The organism is Deltaproteobacteria bacterium (assembly GCA_016183235.1).
Classification (GTDB): domain Bacteria; phylum UBA10199; class UBA10199; order DSSB01; family JACPFA01; genus JACPFA01.
In genome coordinates, this window is record JACPFA010000041.1 from 1 (window position 1) to 25259 (window position 25259).

At 44.4% G+C, this 25259-nt stretch carries 26 protein-coding genes; 15 read left to right on the forward strand and 11 right to left on the reverse strand.

The window, feature by feature from the left end:
• Positions 1-299: 299 nt before the first annotated feature.
• The 4 genes from HYU97_10035 (at position 300) to HYU97_10050 (ending at position 2857) form a co-directional block, all read left to right on the forward strand.
• Positions 300-635: a type II toxin-antitoxin system RelE/ParE family toxin gene (locus HYU97_10035; protein ID MBI2337081.1), complete on the forward strand. Its 336-nt coding sequence runs from the start codon at positions 300-302 to the stop codon at positions 633-635.
• 1 nt (position 636) lies between these two features.
• Complete coding sequence (locus HYU97_10040; GenBank protein MBI2337082.1) at positions 637-930, forward strand: helix-turn-helix transcriptional regulator; 294 nt, start codon at positions 637-639, stop codon at positions 928-930.
• Between the two features lie 365 nt (positions 931-1295).
• Positions 1296-1643 (forward strand): helix-turn-helix domain-containing protein, encoded by a 348-nt coding sequence (locus HYU97_10045; protein ID MBI2337083.1) that lies wholly within the window; start codon positions 1296-1298, stop codon positions 1641-1643.
• Complete coding sequence (locus tag HYU97_10050; protein ID MBI2337084.1) at positions 1643-2857, forward strand: type II toxin-antitoxin system HipA family toxin; 1215 nt, start codon at positions 1643-1645, stop codon at positions 2855-2857. Before HYU97_10045 ends, HYU97_10050 begins: the two co-directional genes overlap by 1 nt.
• 33 nt (positions 2858-2890) lie before the next feature.
• Here HYU97_10050 and HYU97_10055 read toward each other — a convergent pair whose 3' ends face one another.
• The 3 genes from HYU97_10055 to HYU97_10065 form a co-directional block, all read right to left on the reverse strand.
• A complete protein-coding gene (locus tag HYU97_10055; GenBank protein MBI2337085.1) occupies positions 2891-3169 on the reverse strand; it encodes a hypothetical protein in 279 nt (92 codons plus the stop codon).
• 74 nt (positions 3170-3243) lie between these two features.
• Complete coding sequence (locus HYU97_10060) at positions 3244-3951, reverse strand: acyltransferase family protein (protein ID MBI2337086.1); 708 nt, start codon at positions 3949-3951, stop codon at positions 3244-3246.
• A gap of 169 nt (positions 3952-4120) precedes the next feature.
• On the reverse strand, positions 4121-4555 hold the full coding sequence (locus HYU97_10065) for a hypothetical protein (protein ID MBI2337087.1): 435 nt from the start codon (positions 4553-4555) through the stop codon (positions 4121-4123).
• A 293-nt stretch (positions 4556-4848) separates the two neighbouring features.
• On the opposite strand from HYU97_10065, the gene HYU97_10070 reads away from it, so the two are divergent.
• Both HYU97_10070 and HYU97_10075 read left to right on the forward strand, forming a co-directional pair.
• Positions 4849-5235 (forward strand): hypothetical protein, encoded by a 387-nt coding sequence (locus HYU97_10070; GenBank protein ID MBI2337088.1) that lies wholly within the window; start codon positions 4849-4851, stop codon positions 5233-5235.
• 3 nt (positions 5236-5238) lie between these two features.
• The gene (locus HYU97_10075) at positions 5239-6918 is read left to right on the forward strand and encodes a DUF692 family protein (protein ID MBI2337089.1); all 1680 of its coding nucleotides are present in this window, start codon (positions 5239-5241) and stop codon (positions 6916-6918) included.
• Positions 6919-6967: 49 nt separating this feature from the next.
• On the opposite strand, the gene HYU97_10080 is transcribed toward HYU97_10075, so the two are convergent.
• From HYU97_10080 to HYU97_10100, 5 genes are read right to left on the reverse strand one after another with little or no spacing between them, the layout of a single operon-like run.
• A complete protein-coding gene (locus HYU97_10080; GenBank protein MBI2337090.1) occupies positions 6968-8239 on the reverse strand; it encodes a malate dehydrogenase in 1272 nt (423 codons plus the stop codon).
• The gene (locus HYU97_10085) at positions 8236-8742 is read right to left on the reverse strand and encodes a biotin/lipoyl-binding protein (GenBank protein MBI2337091.1); all 507 of its coding nucleotides are present in this window, start codon (positions 8740-8742) and stop codon (positions 8236-8238) included. Before HYU97_10085 ends, HYU97_10080 begins: the two co-directional genes overlap by 4 nt.
• Positions 8739-10253: an acetyl-CoA carboxylase biotin carboxylase subunit gene (locus HYU97_10090; protein MBI2337092.1), complete on the reverse strand. Its 1515-nt coding sequence runs from the start codon at positions 10251-10253 to the stop codon at positions 8739-8741. The genes HYU97_10085 and HYU97_10090 overlap by 4 nt, the downstream gene beginning before the upstream one ends.
• Before the next feature lie 4 nt (positions 10254-10257).
• Complete coding sequence (locus tag HYU97_10095) at positions 10258-11811, reverse strand: methylmalonyl-CoA carboxyltransferase (GenBank protein ID MBI2337093.1); 1554 nt, start codon at positions 11809-11811, stop codon at positions 10258-10260.
• 44 nt (positions 11812-11855) lie between these two features.
• A complete protein-coding gene (locus tag HYU97_10100; GenBank protein MBI2337094.1) occupies positions 11856-12935 on the reverse strand; it encodes an Mrp/NBP35 family ATP-binding protein in 1080 nt (359 codons plus the stop codon).
• Between the two features lie 96 nt (positions 12936-13031).
• Here HYU97_10100 and HYU97_10105 point away from each other — a divergent pair, with 96 nt between their 5' ends.
• The 3 genes from HYU97_10105 to HYU97_10115 all read left to right on the forward strand — a co-directional run bounded on the left by HYU97_10105 (position 13032) and on the right by HYU97_10115 (position 14984).
• Complete coding sequence (locus HYU97_10105; GenBank protein MBI2337095.1) at positions 13032-14201, forward strand: cysteine desulfurase; 1170 nt, start codon at positions 13032-13034, stop codon at positions 14199-14201.
• A 132-nt stretch (positions 14202-14333) separates the two neighbouring features.
• Positions 14334-14657: an iron-sulfur cluster assembly accessory protein gene (locus HYU97_10110; protein MBI2337096.1), complete on the forward strand. Its 324-nt coding sequence runs from the start codon at positions 14334-14336 to the stop codon at positions 14655-14657.
• Between the two features lie 45 nt (positions 14658-14702).
• Positions 14703-14984 (forward strand): hypothetical protein, encoded by a 282-nt coding sequence (locus HYU97_10115; GenBank protein MBI2337097.1) that lies wholly within the window; start codon positions 14703-14705, stop codon positions 14982-14984.
• On the opposite strand, the gene HYU97_10120 is transcribed toward HYU97_10115, so the two are convergent.
• Positions 14981-15892, reverse strand: coding sequence for an MBL fold metallo-hydrolase (locus HYU97_10120; protein MBI2337098.1), 912 nt, complete (start codon positions 15890-15892; stop codon positions 14981-14983). The genes HYU97_10115 and HYU97_10120 overlap by 4 nt on opposite strands.
• Before the next feature lie 183 nt (positions 15893-16075).
• Between HYU97_10120 and HYU97_10125 the strand changes: the two genes are divergently transcribed.
• From HYU97_10125 to HYU97_10135, 3 genes are all read left to right on the forward strand, one after another.
• Entirely contained in the window at positions 16076-16444 is a 369-nt protein-coding gene (locus tag HYU97_10125; protein MBI2337099.1) for a hypothetical protein, read from the forward strand.
• Between the two features lie 131 nt (positions 16445-16575).
• Positions 16576-17253 (forward strand): hypothetical protein, encoded by a 678-nt coding sequence (locus tag HYU97_10130; protein ID MBI2337100.1) that lies wholly within the window; start codon positions 16576-16578, stop codon positions 17251-17253.
• A gap of 209 nt (positions 17254-17462) precedes the next feature.
• The gene (locus HYU97_10135; GenBank protein ID MBI2337101.1) at positions 17463-19883 is read left to right on the forward strand and encodes a DNA internalization-related competence protein ComEC/Rec2; all 2421 of its coding nucleotides are present in this window, start codon (positions 17463-17465) and stop codon (positions 19881-19883) included.
• On the opposite strand, the gene HYU97_10140 is transcribed toward HYU97_10135, so the two are convergent.
• Positions 19849-20169, reverse strand: a complete 321-nt coding sequence (locus HYU97_10140) for a hypothetical protein (protein MBI2337102.1) — start codon at positions 20167-20169, stop codon at positions 19849-19851. The two genes, HYU97_10135 and HYU97_10140, sit on opposite strands and share 35 nt — an antisense overlap.
• Positions 20170-20287: 118 nt before the next feature.
• Here HYU97_10140 and HYU97_10145 point away from each other — a divergent pair, with 118 nt between their 5' ends.
• Entirely contained in the window at positions 20288-20881 is a 594-nt protein-coding gene (locus HYU97_10145; protein MBI2337103.1) for a DedA family protein, read from the forward strand.
• Between the two features lie 107 nt (positions 20882-20988).
• Here the strand turns inward: HYU97_10145 and HYU97_10150 are convergent, their stop codons facing one another.
• Positions 20989-22254, reverse strand: a complete 1266-nt coding sequence (locus tag HYU97_10150; GenBank protein ID MBI2337104.1) for a transglycosylase SLT domain-containing protein — start codon at positions 22252-22254, stop codon at positions 20989-20991.
• Between the two features lie 322 nt (positions 22255-22576).
• Here HYU97_10150 and HYU97_10155 point away from each other — a divergent pair, with 322 nt between their 5' ends.
• Complete coding sequence (locus HYU97_10155; protein MBI2337105.1) at positions 22577-24094, forward strand: ABC transporter substrate-binding protein; 1518 nt, start codon at positions 22577-22579, stop codon at positions 24092-24094.
• 168 nt (positions 24095-24262) lie between these two features.
• On the forward strand, positions 24263-25186 hold the full coding sequence (locus HYU97_10160) for an ABC transporter permease (protein MBI2337106.1): 924 nt from the start codon (positions 24263-24265) through the stop codon (positions 25184-25186).
• Positions 25187-25259: the final 73 nt, after the last annotated feature.

A 25259-nucleotide genomic window follows, 5' to 3' on the forward strand; every position in this document is an offset into this window, starting at 1 on the left:
AGATGCGTGACATGAGCCATCATGGGCCAAAAGGGAAAAATCTCCCCGACCTCTTGATCGCCTCGACCCAAGATCGTTGCTTATAAGCCAACCTCGTGATCCACTTTCAACCGCTGATCCCAAAAAATACATCGCCCCTCCAATTCAGGGGCTAATGTTATCAAGTCTTGACATGAGACAGGTTTAGATTGGGTTATTTAAAACTTGTCTTAAATCATCCTAGTTTTCCGCACTTATTTTTTTAACCATGACAAAATAATCCTTGACAATTGAACCATTATATTGGTACACTCACCTTCGTGAAATTAGAGATTCGATTTTTCCGAACTGCTCGAGGTGATGAGCCAGTTGCTGAGTACATTAAGAAATTGTCGTTAAAGGAACGTATTCGCATCGAGGGATGTTTATTCATTTTGTCAACAACTGGAAGGCTTGATATGCCACATGGAAGAAAAATGGTTGGACAGAAGGATCTTTTTGAAATTCGAGCAGGCCGCCATAGAGTTCTTTACGCATTTCATGAGGGCGAGGTTGTTCTTCTTCATGCTTTTATGAAGAAATCACAAGAAACTCCTAAGGGGGAAATCACTCTCGCGTTAAGACGGTTCGCAAATTATATGAGCCTAGGAGGATAAAATGAAAAAAACTAATCCCCATCGAGGATCCAGCTTTTCGGATTTCTTGCAGGATGAACTGAGAGATCCTGACTTCCGCAGGGAGTTTGAAAAAGTAACTGCGGAGCTAATGATTGGCCAAGAAGTGCGTCGGATTGCTAAGCAAAAACGATTAAGTATCCGTCAACTGGCAAAAAGAATGAAAACAAGCGTTTCACAAGTTCAGCGTCTTATGAGCAACGCTAATGTAAGTATTGATTCACTGGCTCGTTTTGCTGCTGCCACCGGAAAGAGATTATTGATTGAACTGAAATGAGAAAAGGGGTCACCCATTAGCCCCTGGGGTCAAGAGAAAAAAGTTTTCCCTTAGGATTTTTTCATCAATCCTTTCAAAGTAATCATCTGATAAGACGAGTTTTCTTTTACACCTGCACCCTTGAATTCGAGTGTTAGAAATCAGACTCAAGGTCTGTTTCAGTCACCTATCAGGTTCTACCCACCTTACGGTGGGCCATCCGAATTTTTTACAGGCTGTAATCAGGTGAGAGTTCTACTTTGCGTCGAGCAGTAAAGTGGGCTAACTCCACCCGTTCAGTCCCCAAATTTCGTTTGCCAATTCCCCCGTTATTTAGTACATTATAATGCATATTTAATGTTATTAATATACATTTAATAGTATATATGAAACTCAAAAATTGGGATACGATGCTCACGGGGGACGCGGCCTTCTTGCTGAAAGAGGTGGGGCGGCTGATTGCCGAGGCCCGCAAACGGCGGGGCTTAAGCCTCCTGGGACTGGCCAACAGGGCGCGCGTGGATCGGCGCACGGTGGCGCAGTTGGAGGCGGGCCATCCGGGGGTATCGATCGGCCTCTTTTTTCAGGTTTTAAGTCTCTTCAACCTCGCTAAAGGAATAGAAGAATTTTTGAAACCGGAAAACGATATTGAAACCGCCGCCGCCAAGGTTCGCAGAATTCGTAAAAGGCAGAAGATCACCCGGGCGATCCCGGAAGAGGAGGTCAATTTCTGATGCTCAGCCGCATGTATGTCCTTATTGATTTGAATGGCGACTGGATCCCCTGCGGATTGCTGAAATATCAGGAGGCAGGCCCCCGCTCGTCGAGTCTGTTTCGCTACGGAAAAAAATATCTCGCACGCGCGGACGCCATTTCCATTGATCCTGTTCATCTGCCGCTAGAAGACCGCAGTTTTGAAACGCCGGACGGGTTTCAGGTCTTTAACGGCATTCGGGATGCGGGACCCGACAAATGGGGACGCTACCTCCTGGATAAAAAATTTGCGCGGGGATTAAACGAAATCGAATACATTGCGGCGACCGGCGAGGACCGTGTAGGCGCGCTGGCGTTCACCGATTCTTTGGAATCCGGCCCGATGCAGTATGAACCGGGTGACAAATTTGAGGCGCGTCACAGCCCTAAACGGCTGGACCTCACCCAATGTGCGGGCGCGGTGGATGATGCCGTTGCCTCTGATCAAACGAAACGCCTGAAGCAGTATCTGGATTATGGTCCGTCACTGGGCGGGGCGCGCCCCAAATCCACCGTGATGTGGCATCAAGGGGCCTACCTGGCCAAATTTTCCATCTCGCTCGATTCCAAAAACGAGCCGTTGATCGAATATGCCACCATGACCCTCGCCCAAAAATGCGGGCTCAATCTCCCGCCGCTGTATCTTGAAAAAATCGGCGAGAAGTCTGTTTTTTTGATTAAACGATTTGACCGGAAAAACAGAGATCGTATTCCCTTCATTTCGGGCCTGACGATCACCGGGACCCATGAAAGCGATTATGGGTCATGGAGCTACTTTGCGCTGGCAGACGCGATTTTGCGGTTTTCGGAGCATCCTGAAGAGGACCTCAAAGAGTTGTTTCGGCGACTGGTGTTCAACATCGCGGTTTACAACAACGACGACCATCCTAGAAATTTTGGCTTTCTTAACAATGGGAAGTATTGGAACCTGTCGCCACTGTATGATGTCTCTCCGGCGGTCATCAAGACGGACAGTTATGCATTGGCAATGGTCCTGGGGGCCGACGGGCGCCGCGCCTCCTATAAGAACGCGCTCTCCCTATGTGAAAAATTCCGCTTGAGTAAGGCAGGTGCGCGTCTTCTCATCAACAATATTCGGGATATCACCACTACCTGGAAGACCCACTTCAGCAAACTCGGCGTTTCAGATGCGGAAATTGCGATGCTTGAGAATAGCTTCAAATCAAAAGATTGAACAAAGGGGTCATCCATTAGCCCCTGCCTGCGTTTATTTTATTGTTTCAAGACTAGATAGGCTTGCGCTGGCTACGTAGGCCTCAATGCCGCCCGCGCTTTTTACCAGGGCGTAGCTACCTGATGATCGAATTAAGGTTACTTTTTCGCCTTTTTTAAAGGTTCCATCAGGGGGGCGGGCTTGCTGAGGGCCATCTTTGTAATAATGAGTATCCATGGTGATCACGTGGGTGGGTTGTTCTCCGCCCGCTTGCAGAGAATAAAAGGGCACAACGATTAAAAAAGAAACCAAAACAAAAATCATTTTCTTCATTTTTCCCTCGCAATTAAAATTGTCAGTCTGGCTATTTTAACCTTCTTTAAAAAAATGTCTTCAAAAAAAACATGCTAATAACTATCCCGCAGGTGCTCCATGGTTTTGATAACTTCGATGTGGGTGCGTTCGACTTGCTGTTCGAACGATTCTTTTTTGTGTCTTTTGGGGTAGATGGGGTCGCCTAAGAGTTGGATGAGTTTGATGGGAAAGGGGAGTAGGCCTAAGCCCCAGAATAAGGGGATGCTAAAGCGGGTTTTTTCTAAAATTTTGATGCGACGTTTGAGCATGAATTTGGAATTGAAATAAACTTTGTCGATGCCATGGCAATAGCTTGGAATGATGGGAGTGTTGGTTTTGCAGGCCACACGCACAAAGCCTTCGCGGCGTTCCCATGGGATGCGTTTCATGCCAGGGGTGGTGACTAGGGCTTCATAAATGCCGCCCGGTGCTAGCATGACGCAGCAGCCTTGGCGTAAAAGTTTTTCGGCGTTTTTAGGTGTAGCTTCTACAGCGCCACCTTTGATAAAAAATTCTCGAAGCAAGGGGACTTCAAATAGAAAACTTGCACCCAGGCCGCGGGGTGGAATTTTAAGTTCGGTGAAAACTCGGCGCGCTAATAAGAAGCCATGATAGGGGATGATGCCGTGGTTCATGACGATCATGCTGGCGCTGTGTTGGGGGATTTTGTGCAGGCCTTGCACTTCGTAGCGGAAGTACCATTCCAGGGGGGCGAAGATTTGGGCAATAAGTTCTAAGAATGAATGATCTTGATTGGGCATAAGAATAAAATGGAAGATTCTTTATCATCATGGGTCCCTGCCTTCGCAGGGATGACATCAGAATGACATTATTATATTAATAAAAAAGGCGCCCTGATTTTTTCAAGGCGCCTTAAAGAAAATAAACTGAGATTCTTCACCCTGTTGGGTTCAGAATGACAGCAGTCAACTAGTCAACCTTAACTTTCATTTCGATATTATCGCCGCCTTTTTGATAATATACGGAATAATCCCACCAGCTAACTTGGGCTTTGACTTGGTCGCGAAGGTATTCAGCGCGTTGTCTTGCCACTTTATCTGTTTTGGCATGAGCCGTGATTTCAATATCTACATCATTGGCCGCTCCGCTCCTTTCAGCAGTTTTTCGAAAGGCATTGAGTGCGGTTATGATGGCCATCGTGTTGCAACCGCTTGGTCTAATTTCGGTGGCGGAGGCATAACGGCATTTACGAGTTTCATCAGACAATTTTTTGTTAACGCCGATTTCAATGCCGGCTTTACCTACTTCTTTGGTTACATCTTTAATTTTAAAGGCCAAAGCAGAGCCTGCTGTTAGAGCAAGCATCAAACTAGCAAAAAGAGAAATCGCTAATAATTTTTTCATCGGTATTCACCCCGGGTTTAATGGTTAACGAGAATTGGTTTTACAAGACGTTCATTCTAATAGGGGAGGTTTAAGATTGGCAAATAATTTCATAACCGCCTATAAAAAATAGAGATAAAATCAAATAAAATCAAATACTTATAACAGTTAAGATTCTTTGTCACTATGGATCCCGGATCAAGTCCGGGATGACGTGTGTTCGATAATTTTTCAATTTACTTAAAGGTTAATTGACATTAGATGATCTGGATCATTAGCGTTAATTCAACAAACAATCCTTTAAGGAGGAAAAAATGGTTAAGAAGAATCAATTATCAAAGTGGATGTTAGGGTCTGCTGTTGCAGGGTTAGTCGTTTCTGGGGGTATTTTCCAACATAACGTTTTGAGTGTTGGCTATAGCGTTGCTCATGCCGAAGAACAAGCTCCGGCAAAAGATGAAAAGGCTAAAGACGAAAAGACTGCCAAAGATGAAAAAGCCCCGGCAAAGGATGAAAAGGCTAAAGATGAAAAGACTGCCAAAGATGAAAAAGCCCCGGCAAAGGATGAAAAGGCCAAAGATGAAAAGGCCAGCAAAGAAGAAAAAGCCAAAGATGAAAAAACTGCTAAAACCAAAGATGCTTCTTGTGGTCAAGGCAACTGCGGGGCCAACATGAAAGACGAAAAGGCCAAAACGAATTAGGCTATGGTTAATTATAACAGCACCGTTCAAAAATTAGGTGTTGGAATTGGGTTGAGGAGGGAACACTTCGATTCCCTCCTCTCAAACCCACCGGGTGATGTTGATTTTTTTGAAATAGCCCCCGAAAATTATCTGCAAATCGGTGGGCGCAATTTTAACAAGTTTTGTCAAATCGCTGAGCGCTATCCCCTATTAGCCCACGGGTTGAGCCTTTCGATTGGCAGCGTTGACCCGATCGATTTTGAATTTCTCAAACAACTCAAAAAATTTTTAAACCAATTTAAAATCCCTTGGTTTAGCGAACATTTGTGTTTTGCTTCGGTGAAGGGGGCACAATTTCATGATCTCATTCCACTAACTTTTAATGAAGCAAGCTTAAAGCACGTGGTTGCACGAGCAAAAGTAGTTCAAGATTTTTTAGAAATGCCCTTGGCCTTAGAGCATGTTTCTTATTATGCAACGTTAGGTGAAAATGAAATGTCGGAGGCCGAATTTGTAAGCCGAGTGGTGGAAGCAGCCGATTGTGCCCTCCACCTCGATATTAATAATGTTTACGTTAATGCAGTCAACCATGGTTACAGCCCTTATGAATTTTTAGATCAAATGCCCTTGCATCGGGTGATTCATGGCCATATGGCCGGGCATTATCAAAAATTGCCCGATTGGTTGATTGATACGCACGGGGCGGCGATTATTGAGCCGGTTTGGGATTTGCTTCGCTATGTGAGCCAAAAGTTAGAATTCCCGGCCATTCTGGTGGAGCGCGATCATAACCTGCCACCGGTAGAAGAAGTGTTAGCTGAGATGCGGCAGATGCGGGAGGTCTTAGAAAGGTCGAGAAAAAGTGTCATCGCAAGCAATGTCATCCCTGCGCAAGCAGTGATCCATGATGATGCAACAATCTCGAATGGTGGGATTGCTTCGCCCGTTGGGCTCGCAATGACAGGAGAGGTGCAAGAAAATTGGCACAAACTCATCTTTGCTGAACAGGGTGAGTTTGTGTTTGATGGCCTGCCTGCAAAAAAACGCGAGTGCTTAGTTTTTTATCGTGAAGCGGTCTTTAAAACTTTACGTGAAACAATCACCAGCTGTTATCCTATTAGTGCGGCCATTTTAGGGGCCGAGTGGCCTAGACTGATTCGCGAGTTTTTGGTGCAAGCGCCGCCCCAAAATCATTTATTAAAATTTGTTTCGGAAGAATTTTATCGGTTTTTTAAAAAGTGCGAATACCCTTTGAAGCGGCGGTTTCCTTATTTAGAAGAATTGTTGGATTATGAATTGTTGGAGTTGTTGTTACTTTATCAAGAAGAAATTGAAGATTGCTTCGCTAACGCTCGCAATGACATGGTAGTTTTTAACCCCGTTATGGTGATTCGCCAATATGCATGGCCGGTGCATTTTATTAGTGAAAAAAATTGTGATTTAGAAAAGTTGCCGGTGGGGCAGTATTATCTTTGTGTTTATCGAGATCCCAAAACATTGGCAGTCAACTTTATGGAAGTGAATGCTGGGATTTATGAGTGGTGGCAAGGGGGGCTTGAAAAGCCTAAAGCGATCGAGGCATCTTTGAAAGAATGGTTACAAGAAATACCGTTCGAATTGCAAGGGGCCTTCAAAGAACAATTTTTTGCATTTGTGCAGGTAGCAATGGAGAAGGGAATACTTCACGTCATCCCGGACTAGATCCGGGATCCACCAACATAGATTCCGGCTCAAGGCCGGAATGACGATGTTAATCTTTGGCAATTAGTGCTTCAAGCTCTTGACGATATTTTGCGAGGTCGGCGATGGGTCGTTTAGCCACCCCGGAGTTCATCGCGGCGCGGGCCACTTCGGGGGCAACCCAAGGCACCACTCGATAATCTAAGGCCTTGGGGATGATGTAATTTTTTCCAAACGAAATTTCTTTAAGTTGATAAAGGGTATAAACTTTAGCCGGTATGGGTTCTTTAGCAAGCTTGGCTAAGGCTAGGCTGGCCGCAATTTTCATTTCTTCGTTAATGGTAGAGGCCCCCACGTCTAAGGCCCCACGGAAAATAGCGGGAAAACCCAAAACATTATTGACTTGGTTGGGGTAATCAGAGCGCCCCGTGGCCATAATAATATCGGGCCTGGCTTGAATGGCTTCGGGGTAGGTAATTTCGGGATCCGGGTTGGCCAAGGCAAAAACAATGGCGTTAGGGGCCATGCTTTTAAGCATCGTAGGGGTCACTAGCCCTTTAGAAGAGACACCCACAAATACATCGGCATCTCGCATGGCGTCGGCTAAGGTGCGGCCGGGGGTCTTTTGGGCGAAAAACCCGCGTTCGGGTTCAATGTCGTCGCGATCTTGATGCACCAAACCTTTGCGGTCGCAAAGAAAAATATTTTCTCGCGGCACACCCAAACGGTGAAAAATTTTTGCACAAGCAATAGCAGCAGCCCCTGCGCCTGAAAAAACAATTTTAACATTTTTGGTATTTCGGCCAGTAATCTCCAAAGAATTAAGCAGGGCAGCCCCGCTAATAACAGCGGTGCCGTGTTGATCATCGTGAAAAACCGGGATGTTAAGTTCCATGGTTAAACGGCGTTCAATGTAAAAACATTCAGGGGCTTTGATATCTTCTAAATTAATGCCACCAAAGGTGGGTTCGAGAGATTTGACGATTTCTACAAAACGATCGGGATCCGATTCTTTAATTTCAAGATCAAAGGCATCAATGTTGGCAAATTTTTTAAAGAGGACAGCCTTGCCTTCCATCACCGGCTTGGCTGCATAGGGGCCAATGTTGCCCAGGCCTAAAACTGCGGTGCCATTGGTGATTACGCCCACCAAATTGCCTCGTGCCGTAAAACGATAAGAATTGTCTGAATCTTTTTCAATCTCGAGACAAGGCTCGGCCACACCCGGGGTGTAAGCCAGCGACAAATCTTTTTGGGTAGCGCAGGGTTTGGTGGCAATAATTTCAATTTTCCCTTTGGGCGTTATTTCATGATAATTTAATGCTTCATTTTTAGTTATCATTTTTCAATCTCGATTAATTTTTGCCCGGCCTCGACAGAATCGCCAACTTTGACATGAATATTTTTTACCGTTCCATCGAGTGGACAGTTGATTTCGTTTTGCATCTTCATGGCCTCAACAATGAGTACCACGGCACCTTTGGTGACACTGTCACCAACGTTTAATTTTAATTCGATCACTTTGCCTGCCATGGGGGCTTCGATGATGCCAGAGCCTTCGTCTCCATAGGCATCGCCATCGTGGGCCTTCAGAGGGTCGATGATTTTTAAAGTATAGGGGATGTGCCCTAAGACTAATTGGCATTTATCATCTTTAACTTGAGCCTCAAGATCGATGATTTTGAATTGGTCTAAGAGAAATGTGTAAATGGGTTTTTTGTCTAATAGCAATTCGAATTGATGAGAAGATTTCCCCAAATGCACCACATAAGTCGAAGCGTCTTTTTCTTCGATTTGCACTTCAAAATTTTCACCTTCGGTGTGGAGATGATAAGTGCAACTCATGATGAACGTAACCCTGCCTTTCGCCCCAGAAGTTTCCAAGCAGAAACGCTGGCGGCTTCAGTGCCGCTCGTGGTGGGTTTAAGAGATTTATTGTGTAAATGCTGGGTGAGGGCTGCCAACATGAGGGCAATTTCTTTTTCTTGAGGGTCAATCTTTAAAATTTCAGCAAGATGTTGGTCGACAAAATGTGTGTCGTAATGGCCTTTGACAAAATCAGCAATTTCTAAAGCGCGGCGATGAAAATAAAGATTGGTTTTAATGCCAATGATTTTATATTCGGCCAAGGCCCGCTTCATTCGGGTGATGGCCTCTTGGCGCGTGTTTCCCCAGGTGATGAGTTTGGCTAAAATTGGGTCATATTCCATGGGAACAGTAAACCCTTGATAAATACCATTGTCGAGCCTCACTTCAGGGCCATGGGGATATTGTTGATCGATCACCAAGCCAGGGGAGGGGCGAAAGTTGTTAAAGGGGTCTTCGGCATAAATTCGGCATTCGATAGCTGCGCCGGTTTGAGTAATATCGGCTTGTTTAAGGGGGAGTGGTTTACCCATAGCAATTTCTAATTGTAATTTGACCAAATCAAGATGGGTGACGCATTCGGTGATGGGGTGTTCGACTTGTAGCCTGGTGTTGACTTCGAGGAAATAGCAATTTTGGTTTTTGTCGACCAACATTTCAATTGTGCCGGCATTTTGGTAACCCACGTGTTTAGCTAGTTTGAGGGCGATGTCACAAACTTTTTTGCGAGTGGCCTCGGTGATAAAAGGCGAGGGCGATTCTTCAATAATTTTTTGATGACGGCGCTGAATCGAACATTCTCGTTCAAAAAGATGGATTACATTGCCGTGTTGGTCGCCTAATATTTGCACCTCAATGTGGTGAGGGCCTTCGATTAATTTTTCAATAAATACCGAACCATCTTTAAAAGATTTGAGGGCCTCGCCGCTGGCCAATTCAAAAGCACTAGCCAGCTCTTCTTCTCGATGCACGGTGCGCATGCCTTTGCCGCCGCCCCCCATCGCGGCTTTGAGTAAGATCGGGTAACCCATTTGTTGGGCAATCTTTTTAGCCTCGGATAAATCTTGGATGGCTTTTTCCATGCCGGGAATGACTGGCACGCCTGCTTGGATAGCGATTTTACGGGCTTCGATCTTAGAACCCATTTGCGAGATGGTTTTAGGGCTGGGGCCTACGAAGATCATTCCTGCATCGATGACGGTTTGAGCAAACTGGGCGTTTTCTGAAAGAAAGCCATAACCGGGATGAATCGCATCAACCCGAGCTTTTTTGGCAATGGCAATAATTTTTTCGATATTGAGATAGCTTTCAGTCGCGGGCGATTTTCCCAAATAATAGGCTTCATCAGCTCGTCTTACGTGCAGTGCGCTACGATCGGCGTCGGAAAAAAGTGCAACCGTGGTAATGCCCAGCTCACGACAAGTGCGCAGGATGCGTATGGCGATTTCTCCTCGATTGGCAATAAGCACTTTTTTGATAGATGAGGCCATAGAGCTATAGAGGGATATTGCCGTGCTTTTTATTGGGATTTTTGTCGACCTTGTTGCTTAACATTTGCAGCGCGGTGATAATTTTGCTGCGAGTCTCACTGGGCATGATGATTTCGTCGATATAACCTAGCTCGGCGGCTTTGTAAGGGGTGGCAAAGGTTTCACGATATTTTTCGACCAAACGTTTTCGTTCAGCTTCAGGGTCTTTAGCTTCGGCTAATTCTTTTCGAAAAATAATATTCACTGCGCCTTCGCTACCCATCACGGCAATTTCAGCAAAGGGATAGGCATAGTTAATATCGCCACGGATGTGTTTAGAACTCATAACATCGTAGGCGCCGCCGTAACCTTTGCGTGTGATGAGAGTTACTTTAGGGATGGTGGCTTCACAAAAGGCATAAAGTAATTTAGCACCATGTAAAATAATGCCACCGTATTCTTGCTGGGTGCCTGGTAAAAACCCGGGGACATCTACAAAGGTGACAATAGGAATATTAAAGGCATCACAAAAGCGAACGAAGCGCGCCGCTTTAATAGAAGCATTAATATCAAGGCAACCGGCTAACACCATGGGTTGATTGGCTACAATCCCCGCCACTTTTCCATTATAGCGACCAAAACCAATCAGGATATTTTTGGCATAATCAGGGGCAATTTCAAAAAAGTCTTCGTGGTCGAGGGTGGCCTTAATAATGGTTTTCATGTCGTAAGGTTTGTTGGGATTTTCAGGCACGAAATTTTCTAAATTTGCCAATTTGCGTTGTGAATCGTCGGTGCAATTTTCAACGGGGGGATCTTCTAAATTATTTTGTGGCAGGTAACCCAAGAGCTTGCGGATGAGTAATAAACAAGCCTTATCGTTAGGAGAGCGTAATTGGCAAACCCCGCTTTTGCTGCTGTGGGCCAAGGCGCCGCCTAGGTCTTCTTTGGAAACTTCTTCATGGGTGACCTGTTTAATGACCTCGGGGCCGGTGATGAACATGTGGGCAGTCTTTTCCACCATAATAATAAAGTCGGTAAGGGCAGGGGAATAAACCGCACCCCCGGCACAAGGGCCCATAATCGCTGAAATTTGGGGGATGACCCCGCTCGACATAACATTGCGTTGAAAAATATCGGCATAGCCGGCTAACGAAAGCACGCCTTCTTGAATACGGGCCCCACCCGAATCATTTAAACCAATGACCGGGGCGCCCGTTTTAGTTGCTAAATCCATGATTTTACAAATCTTTTTTGCATAGGCCTCGCCCAGCGAACCGCCGAAACTCGTAAAGTCTTGGGCAAAAATGTAAGCAAGCCGGCCATTAATGTAGCCATAGCCAGTGATGACCCCGTCCCCTAAAATCTTTTTCTTTTCCATGCCAAAGTCAGCAATGCGATGGGTGACAAAACGGTCTAATTCGACAAAGGTGCCGGGATCTAGGAGGAGTTCGATTCTTTCCCGAGCGGTGAGTTTGCCCAATTGGTGCTGGGCTTCGATCCGATCTTTGCCCCCGCCCAAGAGGGCCTCTTCGTTTCGTTTTTGTAATTGCTGGTAACGTTCTTGATGAGAACTCATAGGAAAGTGGACCATAGCCAATCCGGCGCAGAGGTCAATAGTTTTTAGAGTTTAATCATGATAGGCGGAGAGGCGGCTACTTCTGTTTTACTTTCAATTTCTTGGGCGATGGCTTTGAAGATAGCGCCGATTTTTCCCGTGGGATTTGCATGAACAATCGGAATACCATCGTCGCTCGAAATGCGAGTGGCAAGGTCAATGGGGATAGAACCCAAAAATGGGATGCCCAATTTTTTACTTTGCAACATCCCGCCGCCGGTGGAAAAAATTTCGGTAATTTCATGGCAATGGGGGCATTCAAATTGGCTCATGTTTTCAATAATTCCAATAATGGGGGTGTTCACCTTACGAAACATCTGGATGCCACGCACCACATCAGCCAAGGCAATTTCTTGTGGGGTGGTTACAATAATGGCCCCCGAGATTTGCAAAAGTTGGGTGAGAGAAAGTTGGGTGTCACCGGTGCCGGGTGGTAAATCGATGACTAAATAATCTAATTCACCCCATTCGACATCATCGACAAATTGTTGAATCAATTTTCCCACCATGGGGCCGCGTAAAATAGCGGCATCTTGTTCGCCCATTAAATAACCCACCGACATGGATTTAATACCAAATTTTTCATGGGGGATCATTTTGGTTTTGTTTTCATTAAGCGAGGGGGGCATATTTTTGAGGCCTAACAGGGTAGGAAGCGAGGGCCCATAGATATCGGCGTCGAGAACCCCCACCCGATTTCCCAAATGCGAAAGCGCAATCGCCAAATTGATGGCCAAGGTAGATTTTCCGACCCCACCCTTGGCACTGGCCACCGCCAAAATGTGGCGGGCTGAAAGCCTGGGTTGATCTTCGTGGGCATGATCATGTTCGTGATGATGCCCGTGGTCGTGAGTATGGGGCGTTTCAAAAAAGATTTTTACCGACCCTAAGTTAGGGACTTTTTTTAAAGCCTGGTTGATTTCGAGTTCTAAATGGGCCTTCAATTGAGGGTTGGGTAGCAAGACTGTAAATTGAACATTATTGCCCAGCACCCTAAAATTTTTTATGCGATCTGTGGCGACTAGACCCTGCTTAGTTTCAGGGTCCATAACCTTGGCCAGCGCTTGATAAATCTGTTTTTCCATAGGGTGTTGTAAGTATGTCTTATGCCCATGAATTTCAAGGTCAAAAAAACAGAAATGACTTTTGGTAGGCTATGGTAATATGATTAAAACGAAATGATTCGAAAACAACCTATTTACTTAGATTATCATGCAACGACTCCGCTAGATCCTGAAGTGTTGGCAGCCATGTTGCCTTATTTGAAAGATGATTTTGGCAATGCCGCCAGTCAGCAGCATATCTTTGGGTTGAAAGCGCAAGCAGCGGTTAAAAAGGCAAGGAAAGATATTGCTCAATGTTTGGGTTCAGAAGAATCCGAAATTATTTTTACGAGTGGGGCCACCGAATCGAATAATCTAGCTATCTTGGGGTTAGCCCAAAGATTTGAAGGTAAACATTTCATTACCACAGCGGTCGAACATAAATCGGTTTTAGATCCCCATAAATTTTTAACAAGTCGTGGGTTCAAGGTAACGATTTTGCCGGTTGATTCTTGCGGTAAGGTTTCTGTTGCAGAGTTCAAACAAGCCATCACTCCCGATACAGTTCTTATTTCAGTGATTGCAGCAAATAATGAAATTGGTACTTTAAATCCCATCGCAGAAATTGGTGAGCTTGCCAGCCTTGCCAAAATTACTTTTCATGTGGATGGGGCACAAGCGGTAGGTAAGGTGCCCATCGATGTAGAAAAAATGAAAATTGATTTATTGTCATTTACGGCCCACAAATTTTATGGGCCCAAGGGTTGTGGTGGTTTGTATGTTCGTAAGCGCCCGCATGCTGTGAAATTAAATCCCTTGTTTTATGGTGGTGGGCATGAAGCGGGCTTGCGTTCGGGCACATTAAATGTTCCTGCGATTGTTGGTATGGCCAAAGCCATGCAAAAGGCTTGTCAATTGAGAGCCGAAGAAGCTAAGCGTTTGATAAAATTGCGAGAGCGTCTTTACCAAGGTATTTGTTCTGGTCTTGACGAAGTCTATTTAAACGGACATTCTACCGATAGGTTGCCCGGCAACTTGAATCTTAGTTTCGTTGGGGTTAAAAGCAATGCCTTAATGATGGCAATGCCAGAAATTGCGGTTTCAAGTGGTTCGGCATGTAGTTCAGCGAATCCAGAACCGAGCCATGTGTTAAAGGCTTTAGGATTTTCGCCCGAACGAGCAGAAAGTGCGATTCGGTTTGGGTTGGGAAGATTGACGACCGAAACAGAGATCGATTATACGATTAAGCGAGTCATCGAAGTTGTTAAAAAACTGAGAGAGAATGGAGCTGTCATTGTGAGGATCTGAGGGGGGCACTCTGTCATTGCGAACCCAGCAGGGTGAAGCAATCTCGCTTGGGCCAATTGAGATTGCTTCGCCTTGCTGGGCTCGCAATGACAGAAGGCTTATCAATGGTTCCGCAATGACAGAGCAAGCACTATGATTACACTAACAGAGCAGGCATTAACTCAGATCAAAAAGATCATTACCGAACAGGGTAAACCCAATTGGGGGATTCGCTTTGGAATACAGGGTGGGGGTTGTTCGGGGTTACAATATAAGTTTGATATTGTAGAAAACCCAGAACCCAAAGATCACGTGGTAGAACAAAACGGGGTCAAGATTTTCATCGATCCTAAGAGTGGTTTATACATCAAAGGCATGGTGGTGGATTGGCATTCAGATATTATGGGTTCAAATTTCGTGTTTAATAACCCCAATGCGAAACAATCTTGTGGATGTGGAACCAGTTTCTCGGTATAGCTGTCATTGCGAGCAATGTCATCCCTGCGGAGGCGGGGACCCACGATGGAGCGTGGCAATCTCGATTTGGGTAATTTTAACATGAAAAAATTTTTATTAGTGTTAATATTTTCTTTTTTTACAGTTTCTTGTGCTAGCACCCATTTTCAAATTCAACCTGCGGTTGCAACCCGTACTTTAAATCAAAAAGACATTGTCAGGGCCGAGTTTGATACCATGTCGGCGGATACTCGCTCTGACAAAACCGCAGCCATTGTGGTGGGCACATTGATTGGGGCGATTATTTTGAGCGGCATCATTGTGCCGATCGTCGTATTGTCCGATTAAACCAGGTGCCACAAACCATTTTCTTCCCGCACTTTGCCTAGATTAGCCGCCCGTTGTAGGTGTTTTTGGATCATTTGGCGTTCGAAACTGGCATATAGAGGGTTCACCAACATGGCTTTTCGATAAATGATGCCAGAGGCAGAAAGTTCAGCTACCGTTTTAGGCCCTGTTTTTAAGGCTTCAAGGATTTGGGCATCACGATCGTGGATATCTTTTTCAAATCGCATCACTTTTTGGGTAAATTTTTCCCGATCATAAATTCGACCACCATGACTTGTTACATAATGTTCAACATGAATATTGCGAATCCGGCTTAAGGAACGCAAGAATTGATCGATATCTGAAACAATATTGGCATACCATGGGCCCATAGGGGTCAGGTCAATATCGCTGGTAAATAAAAGGCTTATATCTTCAAATAACAAACCAATGTGGCCAGGGGTGTGCCCGGGCAAGTGAACCACCTTCACTTTATTTTCTTTTAAGTCGAGATAATCACCATCTTCTACATTTAGGCTAATGTGCCTTTCCATCATGTCGAGAGAAGAAAAGAGCATGCGTAGCCATTCTTTATAAAAACTTTCTTCGGTGTCAGCGTATTTAAGATAATTTTCAAAATTGGCAATCGCAGGCAAGTCGAGTTTGTGACAAATAAATTTAGCTTCTTTAAAAAGCGAGCCTAGCGAACGATGGTCGGCGTGATAGTGGGTGTTTAAAACAAATTTAACGATCTTTTGGCTGGCAACAGATTCGAGATAGCTAAAGCTAGCCGAAGGGTCGACAATGGTCGTGTTGGGGTCGTGAATCAGGATAGAGTTAGAAAAAAATATATCTTTAGAATTGTGCCCCCAAATAAATTCAATATTTCCGATTTGAACCCCATGGGGTAACTGCTTAATTTCAGCCATAGGTTTTTATACCATCCCATTACCTTTAAGAAAATCTCTCATTTTGAGAGCTATTCTCAAATTGAGAGGGGTAGCGCCGGCCGTCTTTTCGTGCGTCAATGCAACTATTTAAAATCATTTGATAATTTTTTACAACTTTCATTGTAACCTGGCATAAAGCATGCACACTTATTCTTATGCGGTATGGGGTTTAAAGAAGAAAAACAAGTAGTCGGTCAAGAATCTACTGAACCACCCAAGCGTTCATGGGTAGCTGCGGGGTGGATGGGTCGGGGTTTGCCCTCGCTGGTGGATTCTAAATTATTCGTTCATGGGAATCGGGCCACCCTTACTTTTATTGTCAATAGATCCGTGGCGAGCATTCATTACGACCAAGGTGCCGAAGCCATCTATTATAAAGGCAGGAACCTCACCAACCTTCATCTTTCCGATGAACAAATTGGATGTTTGTTTCGTTTTGCAGAACTCTTGCAAGAAAATTACACGGGGTCGGATTTGGCGCGGGATTACCTGGTTTGCCTTAATAGAGTTTTATCTTCTAAACGATTGTGATAACTGCGTTAACGGTGTGGAAATTCTTCTGAAGCGGGAAGAGGCTACTCGAAACCCCTTTGCTCGGGGTTGAGAGAGCCTCTGCCGGATTCAGAAGAATTTCCACACCGTTAACGTAATTGGCTTATTTTATGTCCACTGACCCTTTAAACCTACGCAATCTTTTACGGCTGCCTCCTCGCATTGATGATCTCCCTTTGGCCGAGCATGAAGCTCGAGAGGTAGTTAAACAAAGCTGGGAATTTCAAGATGGCGAGCATAAATTTGATTTTTTGCGAGGGCGAATTGTACTGAACAATCAAGATTTGGCTTATTTTATTTCGGAAAACTTAACCCATCTTTCGGCCCATTATTGGACCAACCTGGCTAAAAAATTAGATAACTATCGCAAATGGGCCCTGCACCATGCGCAAGATCCTGAAAAACTCGCCATGCTGGCAGCATTGGTACAAGCCTTTTTGGCCAAAATCTTTGGGCGCATTAAAAAGAAGTTTGATGAAACCGTTGATGGAGTGTCTTTTCATCTAGAAGAAGGCCAATTATTGCTCAACGGGATTAATGTGAATGCCTTTATCCGGTTGGCCAAAAAATATCCTGATAATAAACGGGCCAAGGTGTTTATGAAGGGTTTGCGTGGTCGGTTGAAATTGTTACTAACGAATCAATGGGGCAATAACGAATATGAAAAAATTCGTGATGTGATCGTGGGGTTTATTCGGCTCATTGATGAACTACTTGAAGAAAAATCCCCTGGTCTTTATGAATTGCCACCTACCGTCTTGCTCAAAGATTTAAAGAAGCTGAAGTGATTTGTCATTGCGAGGCTACTAGTAGGGCCCCTCTGTCATTGCGAACCCAGCAGGGTGAAGCAATCTCCCCGGTTGGGCAGAATAGATTGCTTCACCCCTAAAGGGGTTCGCAATGACAGAGGGCATGAAAGGCCTCGCAATGACAGAGGGGATTATGAGAGGGCTCGCAATGACATCTTTTGGCATGCAACGTGCATTCTTTGCATGGCATGACGATTCTATTTTCAAGGCCTTTGTTATGGGCGCTTGTGGGTGCAGGTTTGGGGATTTGCCTTGCGCATGCAGACATTCCTTTAAAAACGAACCCCTGGATTGTCCTTTTAGCAGGGCTGCTCTGGGTTTTTTTGTGGCGGCATTTTTTCAGTGAAGCTTTATTGCGTGGGGTGTTGGTTATCAATCTAGTTGCATTATCGATCATCGGTGGTGCAGTTTCGTACTCACATCATGAAAAAAGTGATTTAGTTCGCGAATCCATTTCATTGCCTTGGTCGGGGGTGGCTTGGGTTGAGGTGGCAAGCGCCTGCATGCCTTATGGCGATCAGGTTAGAATGTTAGTTAGGCTTAAAACTATACAGGATAATGAAAAAATCTCAGCCCAAGGGTTGGTAAAATTAACCGTGGTAACTGATCGTTGTGAGTGGGTGAAAGGGGATTTATTAAAAATAAAGGGCAAACTTAAAGCTATTCTTGGTTTTAAAAATCCTTACAGTTTTGATTCAAAGGCTTATTGGGAAAATCAAGGCGTGCATGCTTCGATGTTTTTATCAAAGCCAGAACTTATTGAGGTAGTCAACAAAAGTCGTTACATTTCTAGATTTTTAGAGACTTATCGCCTAACCTTAATCCAAGACCTTCAACAATTTTTGTCGGGATATTCACAAAAAATTTTTCAATCTTTATTGTTGGGCACACCCATTGATTCAAAAGAGGGTTTGGCCCAAGGTTTTCAAACCTTGGGGCTTACGCATGTGTTAGTGGTTTCAGGCTTTCACCTCGTGTTGTTTGGAGCCTCCTTTTTTTATCCCCTCTACTTTATTTTTTCATTATGGCCGCTCTTAGCCGAACGAGGTTTGGCGTTTAAATTAGCCTTGTTGACAAGTTTCATCCCCACCTTAGTCTATGCCTTGCTTACTGGCTGGAACCCTCCGGTGGCTAGGTCAGCGGTGATGATGGGTTTAGGGTTGGGGGTAATTTTAATAGGGCGCATTAAAGATGCGTTGACGATTTTTTGTTTTACAGCCCTTTGTTTATTAATCGTTCAACCTAAACTTTTATTAGATTTAAGTTTTCAATTGTCGGCCTTGGCTACCTTAACGCTCATTCTTTTTTTACCGCCTTGCCATCGGCAACTGCAAACGGCCATGCAAAAAACAAGTTTGAAACCAAGGTTTCAAACATTAATTGTTATCACCATAGATTCGCTCGCATCGACCATGGCCATTCAGGTGGTGCTTTACCCATTCTTAGTCAACAGCTTTGGGCGTTTTTCCCTTTTAGCACCTCTGGCCAATCTCATTTTAGGGCCGCTTATTTCCTTCATCATTTTGCCCATAGGTTTTTATGCCTTATTTTTTATGCCCAAACTTTGGGGTTTTGGAATACTAGCCGGATTAGCAAGATTTTTCGAACCTCTCTGGGTTTATTTAAGCACTCATTTTACCAGTTCCATTTTTTGCCCCTTGGTACCCCCGGTGCAAGGCTTTGGTTGGGTCATTTATGGTTGCTTGGCTTTAGGAATATTGCTGTGGGCACATCCCAGCCTCGCCAAAAAATTTTTTCTAATAGGAGCGGCATTCTTTATTTTAAATTATAGTTTTTCGTGGGGGAAGGCTTATTGTTTTCCTCCACGTCATATGACCGTGACGATGTTTGATGTGGGGCAAGGCGATGCTTTGTTAATTCAGTTGCCGGGAGGGCCTAACCTACTGATCGATGGTGGGGGCTTGCCATTTTCTAATTTAGATATAGGCCAAAGCGTGTTGGCCCCTGAGTTATTGGGTCGCGGGATTCATCAGCTGGATTATGTTGTTTTAACTCATCCCGATGCGGATCATGCCAAGGGTTTAGGATTTGTATTGAAAAATTTTAGGGTGGGAGAATTTTGGTGGAATGGCAAGGGGTCGTTGTTGGAAGATGTTAAGCTGGCGGGGGTGAGGGATCGTGTTTTACAAGCCGGTGAAACCTTTGCATTAGGCAAGGCAATAGTTCAAGTGGTTCATGCAGGTTCTGAGGCAGAAGATGATAATAACGCTTCTTTGGTGTTACGCTTATGTTGGCGCCAGGTTTGTTTTTTGTCGACCGGAGACATTGCAAAAGATGCTGAAACCTTAATTTTAGAACAAAACCAAGTTTTGGTAAAAAGCCAAATTCTTAAAATACCCCACCATGGTTCTAAAACCTCAAGCCTCGAATCTTTTCTCGATCAGGTTAATCCCCAAATTGCATTATTGTCGGTGGGCGAAAACAACCCCTATCATTTGCCGAATCGTAAAATTATGGAGCGATATCAAAGCAAGGGGATCAAAATATTACGCACCGATCAAAACGGAGAAATTACTTTAAAGACCGACGGAGAAAAAATTTATTATAATACGTTTAACGGGGACCAGGGGATTGTTCCCATCCGTTGATGCGCCAACCAAAAGGTGCCTTACGCAAAACCGTAACTTCAACTGGGATCGTATTGCCATTTTCTAACTGAACATTGGCCCCAATGGCGGCCAGATTTTTTTGTAATTCGTTAATCGATTCAATTTCAACCTGGCTTACCTTAGAATTAAATTCACTGGTGGGGTATTTTTTGCCATATTTATTAAAAAAATGGGCTAAGAGATGGTCGGCCCGTTTAGCGGTTGGCACCCGAGTGCAGGCGGCTAAAAAAACGACTAAGATTGATAGCGCTAAGACTTTCTTCATGTTAAACCTTAATATATAATGTTGTAGTATTCATCAAGTCAATAAAGAGCCGAATAAATCCCATGTCATCCCCCGGCTTGATCCCCCGGTCAAGCCGGGGGACGGGATCCAAGATAGTATGGAATCTTTCATCGCCCACATTGAGCAATTTCATCCGCTGTGGATTTACCTCATTTTATTTTTTGCTGGGGTTCTGGAGTATATTTTCCCCCCTTTCCCGGGCGACTCGATTATTTTATTTGGGGCCTTTTTAGCAGCGAAGGGAGTTATTAATATCCATTACGCCTTTGCCGTGACGACGCTCGGTTTTATTTCGGGATTGAGCTTACTTTATTGGTTTGGGCTCAAAAAAGGCCGCCAGTTTTTTATGAAGCGAAACACTCGATTTTTTTCGATTAAAACTCTTACCAAAACCGAATTACATTTTCAAAAATATGGTTGGTTATTGATTGTGGTTCATCGATTTTTGTTTTCGTTACGCATGATCGTCATTTTGCTAGCCGGCATTGGCCAGTTACCCTTTAAAAGGATGTTGGCCTTTTCAATGGTGAGTTTGATGTTGTGGAATGTGTTGTTATTTTATTTGGGCTTTGTGTTGCAGTTAAGTTACGAAACCCTATCTTATTATTTTCAATATTCTTCGAATTTGTTCTATTTAATTGTGCTGCTGGGGATGGGTGTGTATTTCTTGATTAGACAGGTTAGAAATTAATGTCATATATGGATCCCGGGTCTAGCCCGGGATGACGCAATACCGTCATGCCGGACCTGATCCGGCATCCATTCATTCTGAACCCAGCGGGGTGAAGAATCTTCCATCTATTTCTGAATAACTAGCGGGTTTTTACTTGGGTCAGCCGATACCAGCCGATATTCAACAATCTTTTTCAATGCCTTGGCAAACAACGGGGCTTCTCCGCGCGGGATGTTAATCGTAGCGCCGGTAGGGATGGGTTTGCCTTCATGCAGATAAGGGTCTTTTAAACCCAAGTTTAATCTTACCAAAACATCTTTAGAAAGACCGGTTTCATTAGCCAGGTCATCGAGGCTTGCTTCTTGGGAAAGAGGGAATTTTTCTAGCAGGGCAGGGGGTTCTTTTTTGATCGAGCCAAAATATTTAGAATAATTTTCAGCTGTTTCTAAGGCTGCCAAAAAAGAAGGAAAGAAATTGCGTGAAGCAAAACCATAACTCCCGCCGCGGTATTGCGTAATAATCGTTGCAATGTCGGTGGTACCCAGCGTGTCAATGGCCCGGCGCAAACTCCCTCGCCCAGAATTGTAGGCGTTAATGGCCAAAGGCCAAGTGCCCAAGGCCTCGTAATTGCTTTTGAGGAGTTTAGCGGCAGCATGAGTTGCACTCAAAGGGTCGTTGCGTTCATCGACAACGTCATTAATATTAAGGTAAAGTTTGCCCGTGCCTGGCATAAACTGCCAAAGCCCACTGGCCCCCACTTTGCTGATCGCTTTGAAATTAAACATCGATTCTACAAAGACTAAACGAGTAATTTCGGAAGGTATGCTATAAGAATTAAAAATTTCTTCCATCTGAGGCAAATAAGTCCCACTTGCCGCAATGGCGCTCATAAATTTATTTTTCATCGCAGTTTGGGAACGCAGGCGTGCTGGTGTGGCGGCTGTTTTAAAACGCTCAGGTTCAGTGACATTTTTAAAAAAATCGTAAATCTTTTTTTCATCGGCATTAAGATCAGCCAATGCAGTGGTCCCCATATCGACATCGTGGAGTTTTAACAAGATCGTTCGAATGCGCTCCATCTCGGTGTCTACTTGCAGACCCTTCATTTCTTTTTTTTGTTGGGGGGTAAGATAGGGGTCACCCAAAATTTTTGAAACATTGATAACCGCATAAACAATATCTAAGTGTTCGGTATCGTGGAGGAGCACATAATTGTCGTCATATTTAGAATAAATGCTTTTCCAAAAATCAACTTGGGGCCGCAGCTCGGGGGGTGTTTTAAAGCTGTGATGAAGCAGTTTGCGCCCTGGAGGAGTGAGGGTTTCAGCTTTAGGGGTTTTGCGTTTGGCATGCAAGGGAACCAGAGGTAAAACTAGGAGTAGAATTGTCATTACAACCAGGCTTGTCAGGGCGAGATTGCTTCGCGGACGCTCGCAATGACAGATAATAGATGTCATTGCGAGGAGGCATTTAGGCTGACGAAGCAATCTTTTTTTCATAGGGAATTTATTACAACCTTCTCTCAAAGAAAAAACAAGAAAAAATTGCATAATCATGTCACGTATGGATCCCGGGTCTAGCCCGGGATGACGCAATACCGTCATGCCGGACCTGATCCGGCATCCATTCATTCATTCTGAACCCAGCAGGGCGAAGCAATCTTCTGTTTTATTTTAATGGCAATAAATGCAAGAATCTCTTACAAAATAGCCTATGGTGTTTTGGAAATATGCATGCATAGGGTTCGGATTAGTTTTACTTATTTCCTGTTCTAGCCAAAAGCGTGACCCTCAAGAACTCGTGATCGCTCTAGAAGAATATCCCAATCAACTCGATCCGCGGCTAGCCCGCGGGGCCTATAATGTAAAGGTCGTCAAGCTCCTCTTTAACGGCTTGCTGAAATACGACCAAAATTTAAAGTTGGTCCCCGATTTAGCAGAAAAATATGAATTTCTTTCTGATCAAACCTTAAAAATCACCATAAAAAAGGGGATTCATTTTCATGATGGTACCGAACTAAAAATCGATGATGTCCTATTTACTTTTCAATCGGTTTTGAAAGCCCGGCAAAATTCTCCTGCGTATCAAGATTTTTCTAAAATCAAATCGTTGGAAAAAATCGATGACTATACCCTCGTGGTGCAACTCAAAGAACCTTATGCCCCTTTTCTTACCGCGCTTACTTTGGGCATTGTGCCACGCTCTGCCGATCAACAGCTGTCATTCAAAGATCATCCTATTGGCACTGGGCCTTTTAAATTTTTGCAACAGCAAAGTGAGCGGTTTATTTTGTTGGAAAAAAACCCTGATTATTTTGCGGGGCCAGCCCACTTAAGCAGAGTGCGGATTCGCACCATTAAAGACGAAACCACTCGGGTTTTAGAACTCATTAAAGGTAACATTGACCTCATTCAAAATGCGGTTCCTCCCAATTGGTTGCCTTGGCTCACTAAGCATTATCCCTTTCAGGTGTTGCACGATAAAAGTATTAATTATCAATACCTCGGGTTTAATTTACGAGATCCTATTTTAAGTAATGTCAAAGTGCGGTGGGCGATTGCCTATCTTTTAGATATCGACAACTTGATTCAGTTTAAACTCAAAGGCTATGCGCAACCGGCAACTGGGATCTTGAGCCCCATCCACTGGGCCTACAACCAAAAGTTACTCGGGTTTCATTACGATTTGGAAAAGGCTAACAGCCTGTTAGATGATGCAGGTTTCCCTGACCCGCCGGGGGCGGCGCCGCGGTTTAAGCTAACCTATAAAACTTCAACCAATGCCAGCAGTGTGGATATGGCTCTCGCTATTAAAGAACTTTTTCGTCAAGCGCATATTGAAGTAGAAGTTAAACCTTACGACTGGGGGATTTTTTATAAAGACATTCGCACCGGCAATTTTCAATTATTTTCTTTATTGTGGGTTGGGGTGACCGACCCCGATATTTTTTATCAGGTATTTGCCAGCAGCCAGATCCCGCCCAATGGCTCTAATCGTGGATTTTACGCCAATACCCAGGTTGATACCTTGGCCCATCAAGCTCAAAAAACTTACGACCCTGCCAAACGAAAATCTTACTATGACCCATTGCAAGAAATCGTTGCCAATGAACTGCCATATGTTAGTTTGTGGCACCCAGACAATATTGTCGTGATGCAAAAAGATTTGAAAGGATATTATTTAACCCCCAATGCGTCGTTTGAAGGCTTGGTGAGTACATACAGAGAATAGATGTCATTGCGAGAAGGCGTGCCAGTGTGAGATTGCTTCACCCCTAAAGGGGTTCGCAATGACAGAGGGGGCGATGAAGGGGCCTCCGTAGTAATAGATGTCATTGCACAACCCTCGTCATCCCGGACTTGATCCGGGATCCATGATGATAAAGCAATCTTCCTTTTTATGCTTAATTATTTATTAAAACGTTTACTCTTCCTCATTCCCACAGTCTTTTCGGTCATCACACTTGTCTTCTTCCTCATCCACATCATCCCCGGTGATCCAGTAGATTTTATATTGGGTGAAAATGCCAATGTGCAAGATCGCATGCAGTTAGTTAAAACGCTTCGCCTCGATCGCAATCTTTGGGTACAATACAGTTACTTCATCAAAGATGTTTTAACGCTCAATTTTGGGCGTTCACTCTTTGACCAAACCCTGGTTGCTCGATTGATCGCAAGCAGAATCTTGCCAACTTTTTGTTTGGCCTTGCTTAGTATGGTGGTGGCTATCTCGGTTGCCTTGCCTTTGGGTTTTTTTTCGGCCCTCAAACAAAATTCGTCTTTTGATCACATGGCCATGGGCTTTGCCCTGCTAGGAATCAGCATTCCTACGTTTTATTCCGGGCCCTTATTGATTTTATTTTTTTCGATTAAACTCGGATGGCTGCCCGTGTCGGGGTTTGAACAATATTCTGGAATAATTCTCCCAGCCTTGGCCTTAGGGCTAGCGCTTGCTGCCATGATTTCTCGGATGACCCGCGCTTCGATGTTAGAAATTCTAAAGATGGACTTTGTGCGCACCGCTCGGGCCAAGGGGTTAAAAGAAAAAGTGCTTTTAGTTAGGCACGTGCTGCGCTGTGCCTTGTTGCCGGTTGTCACGATTATTGGTTTGCAGTTTGGGGCTTTGTTAGCCGGGGCCGTGGTAACCGAAAAGGTATTTAATTGGCCAGGCCTGGGCACCTTACTGATCACGGAGATACAACGGCGTAACTACCCTGTGGTTCAAGGGTGTGTGCTGACAATTTCGATCACCTATATTGTGGTGAATATGTTAACAGATGTGTTTTATGCAAAGTTGGATCCAAGAGTAAGATTGGGAGGATGAGATTGCAACGCTTGCGCTCGCAATGACAAATACGATGTCATTGCGAGCGTAGCGAAGCAATCTTCCATTTTAT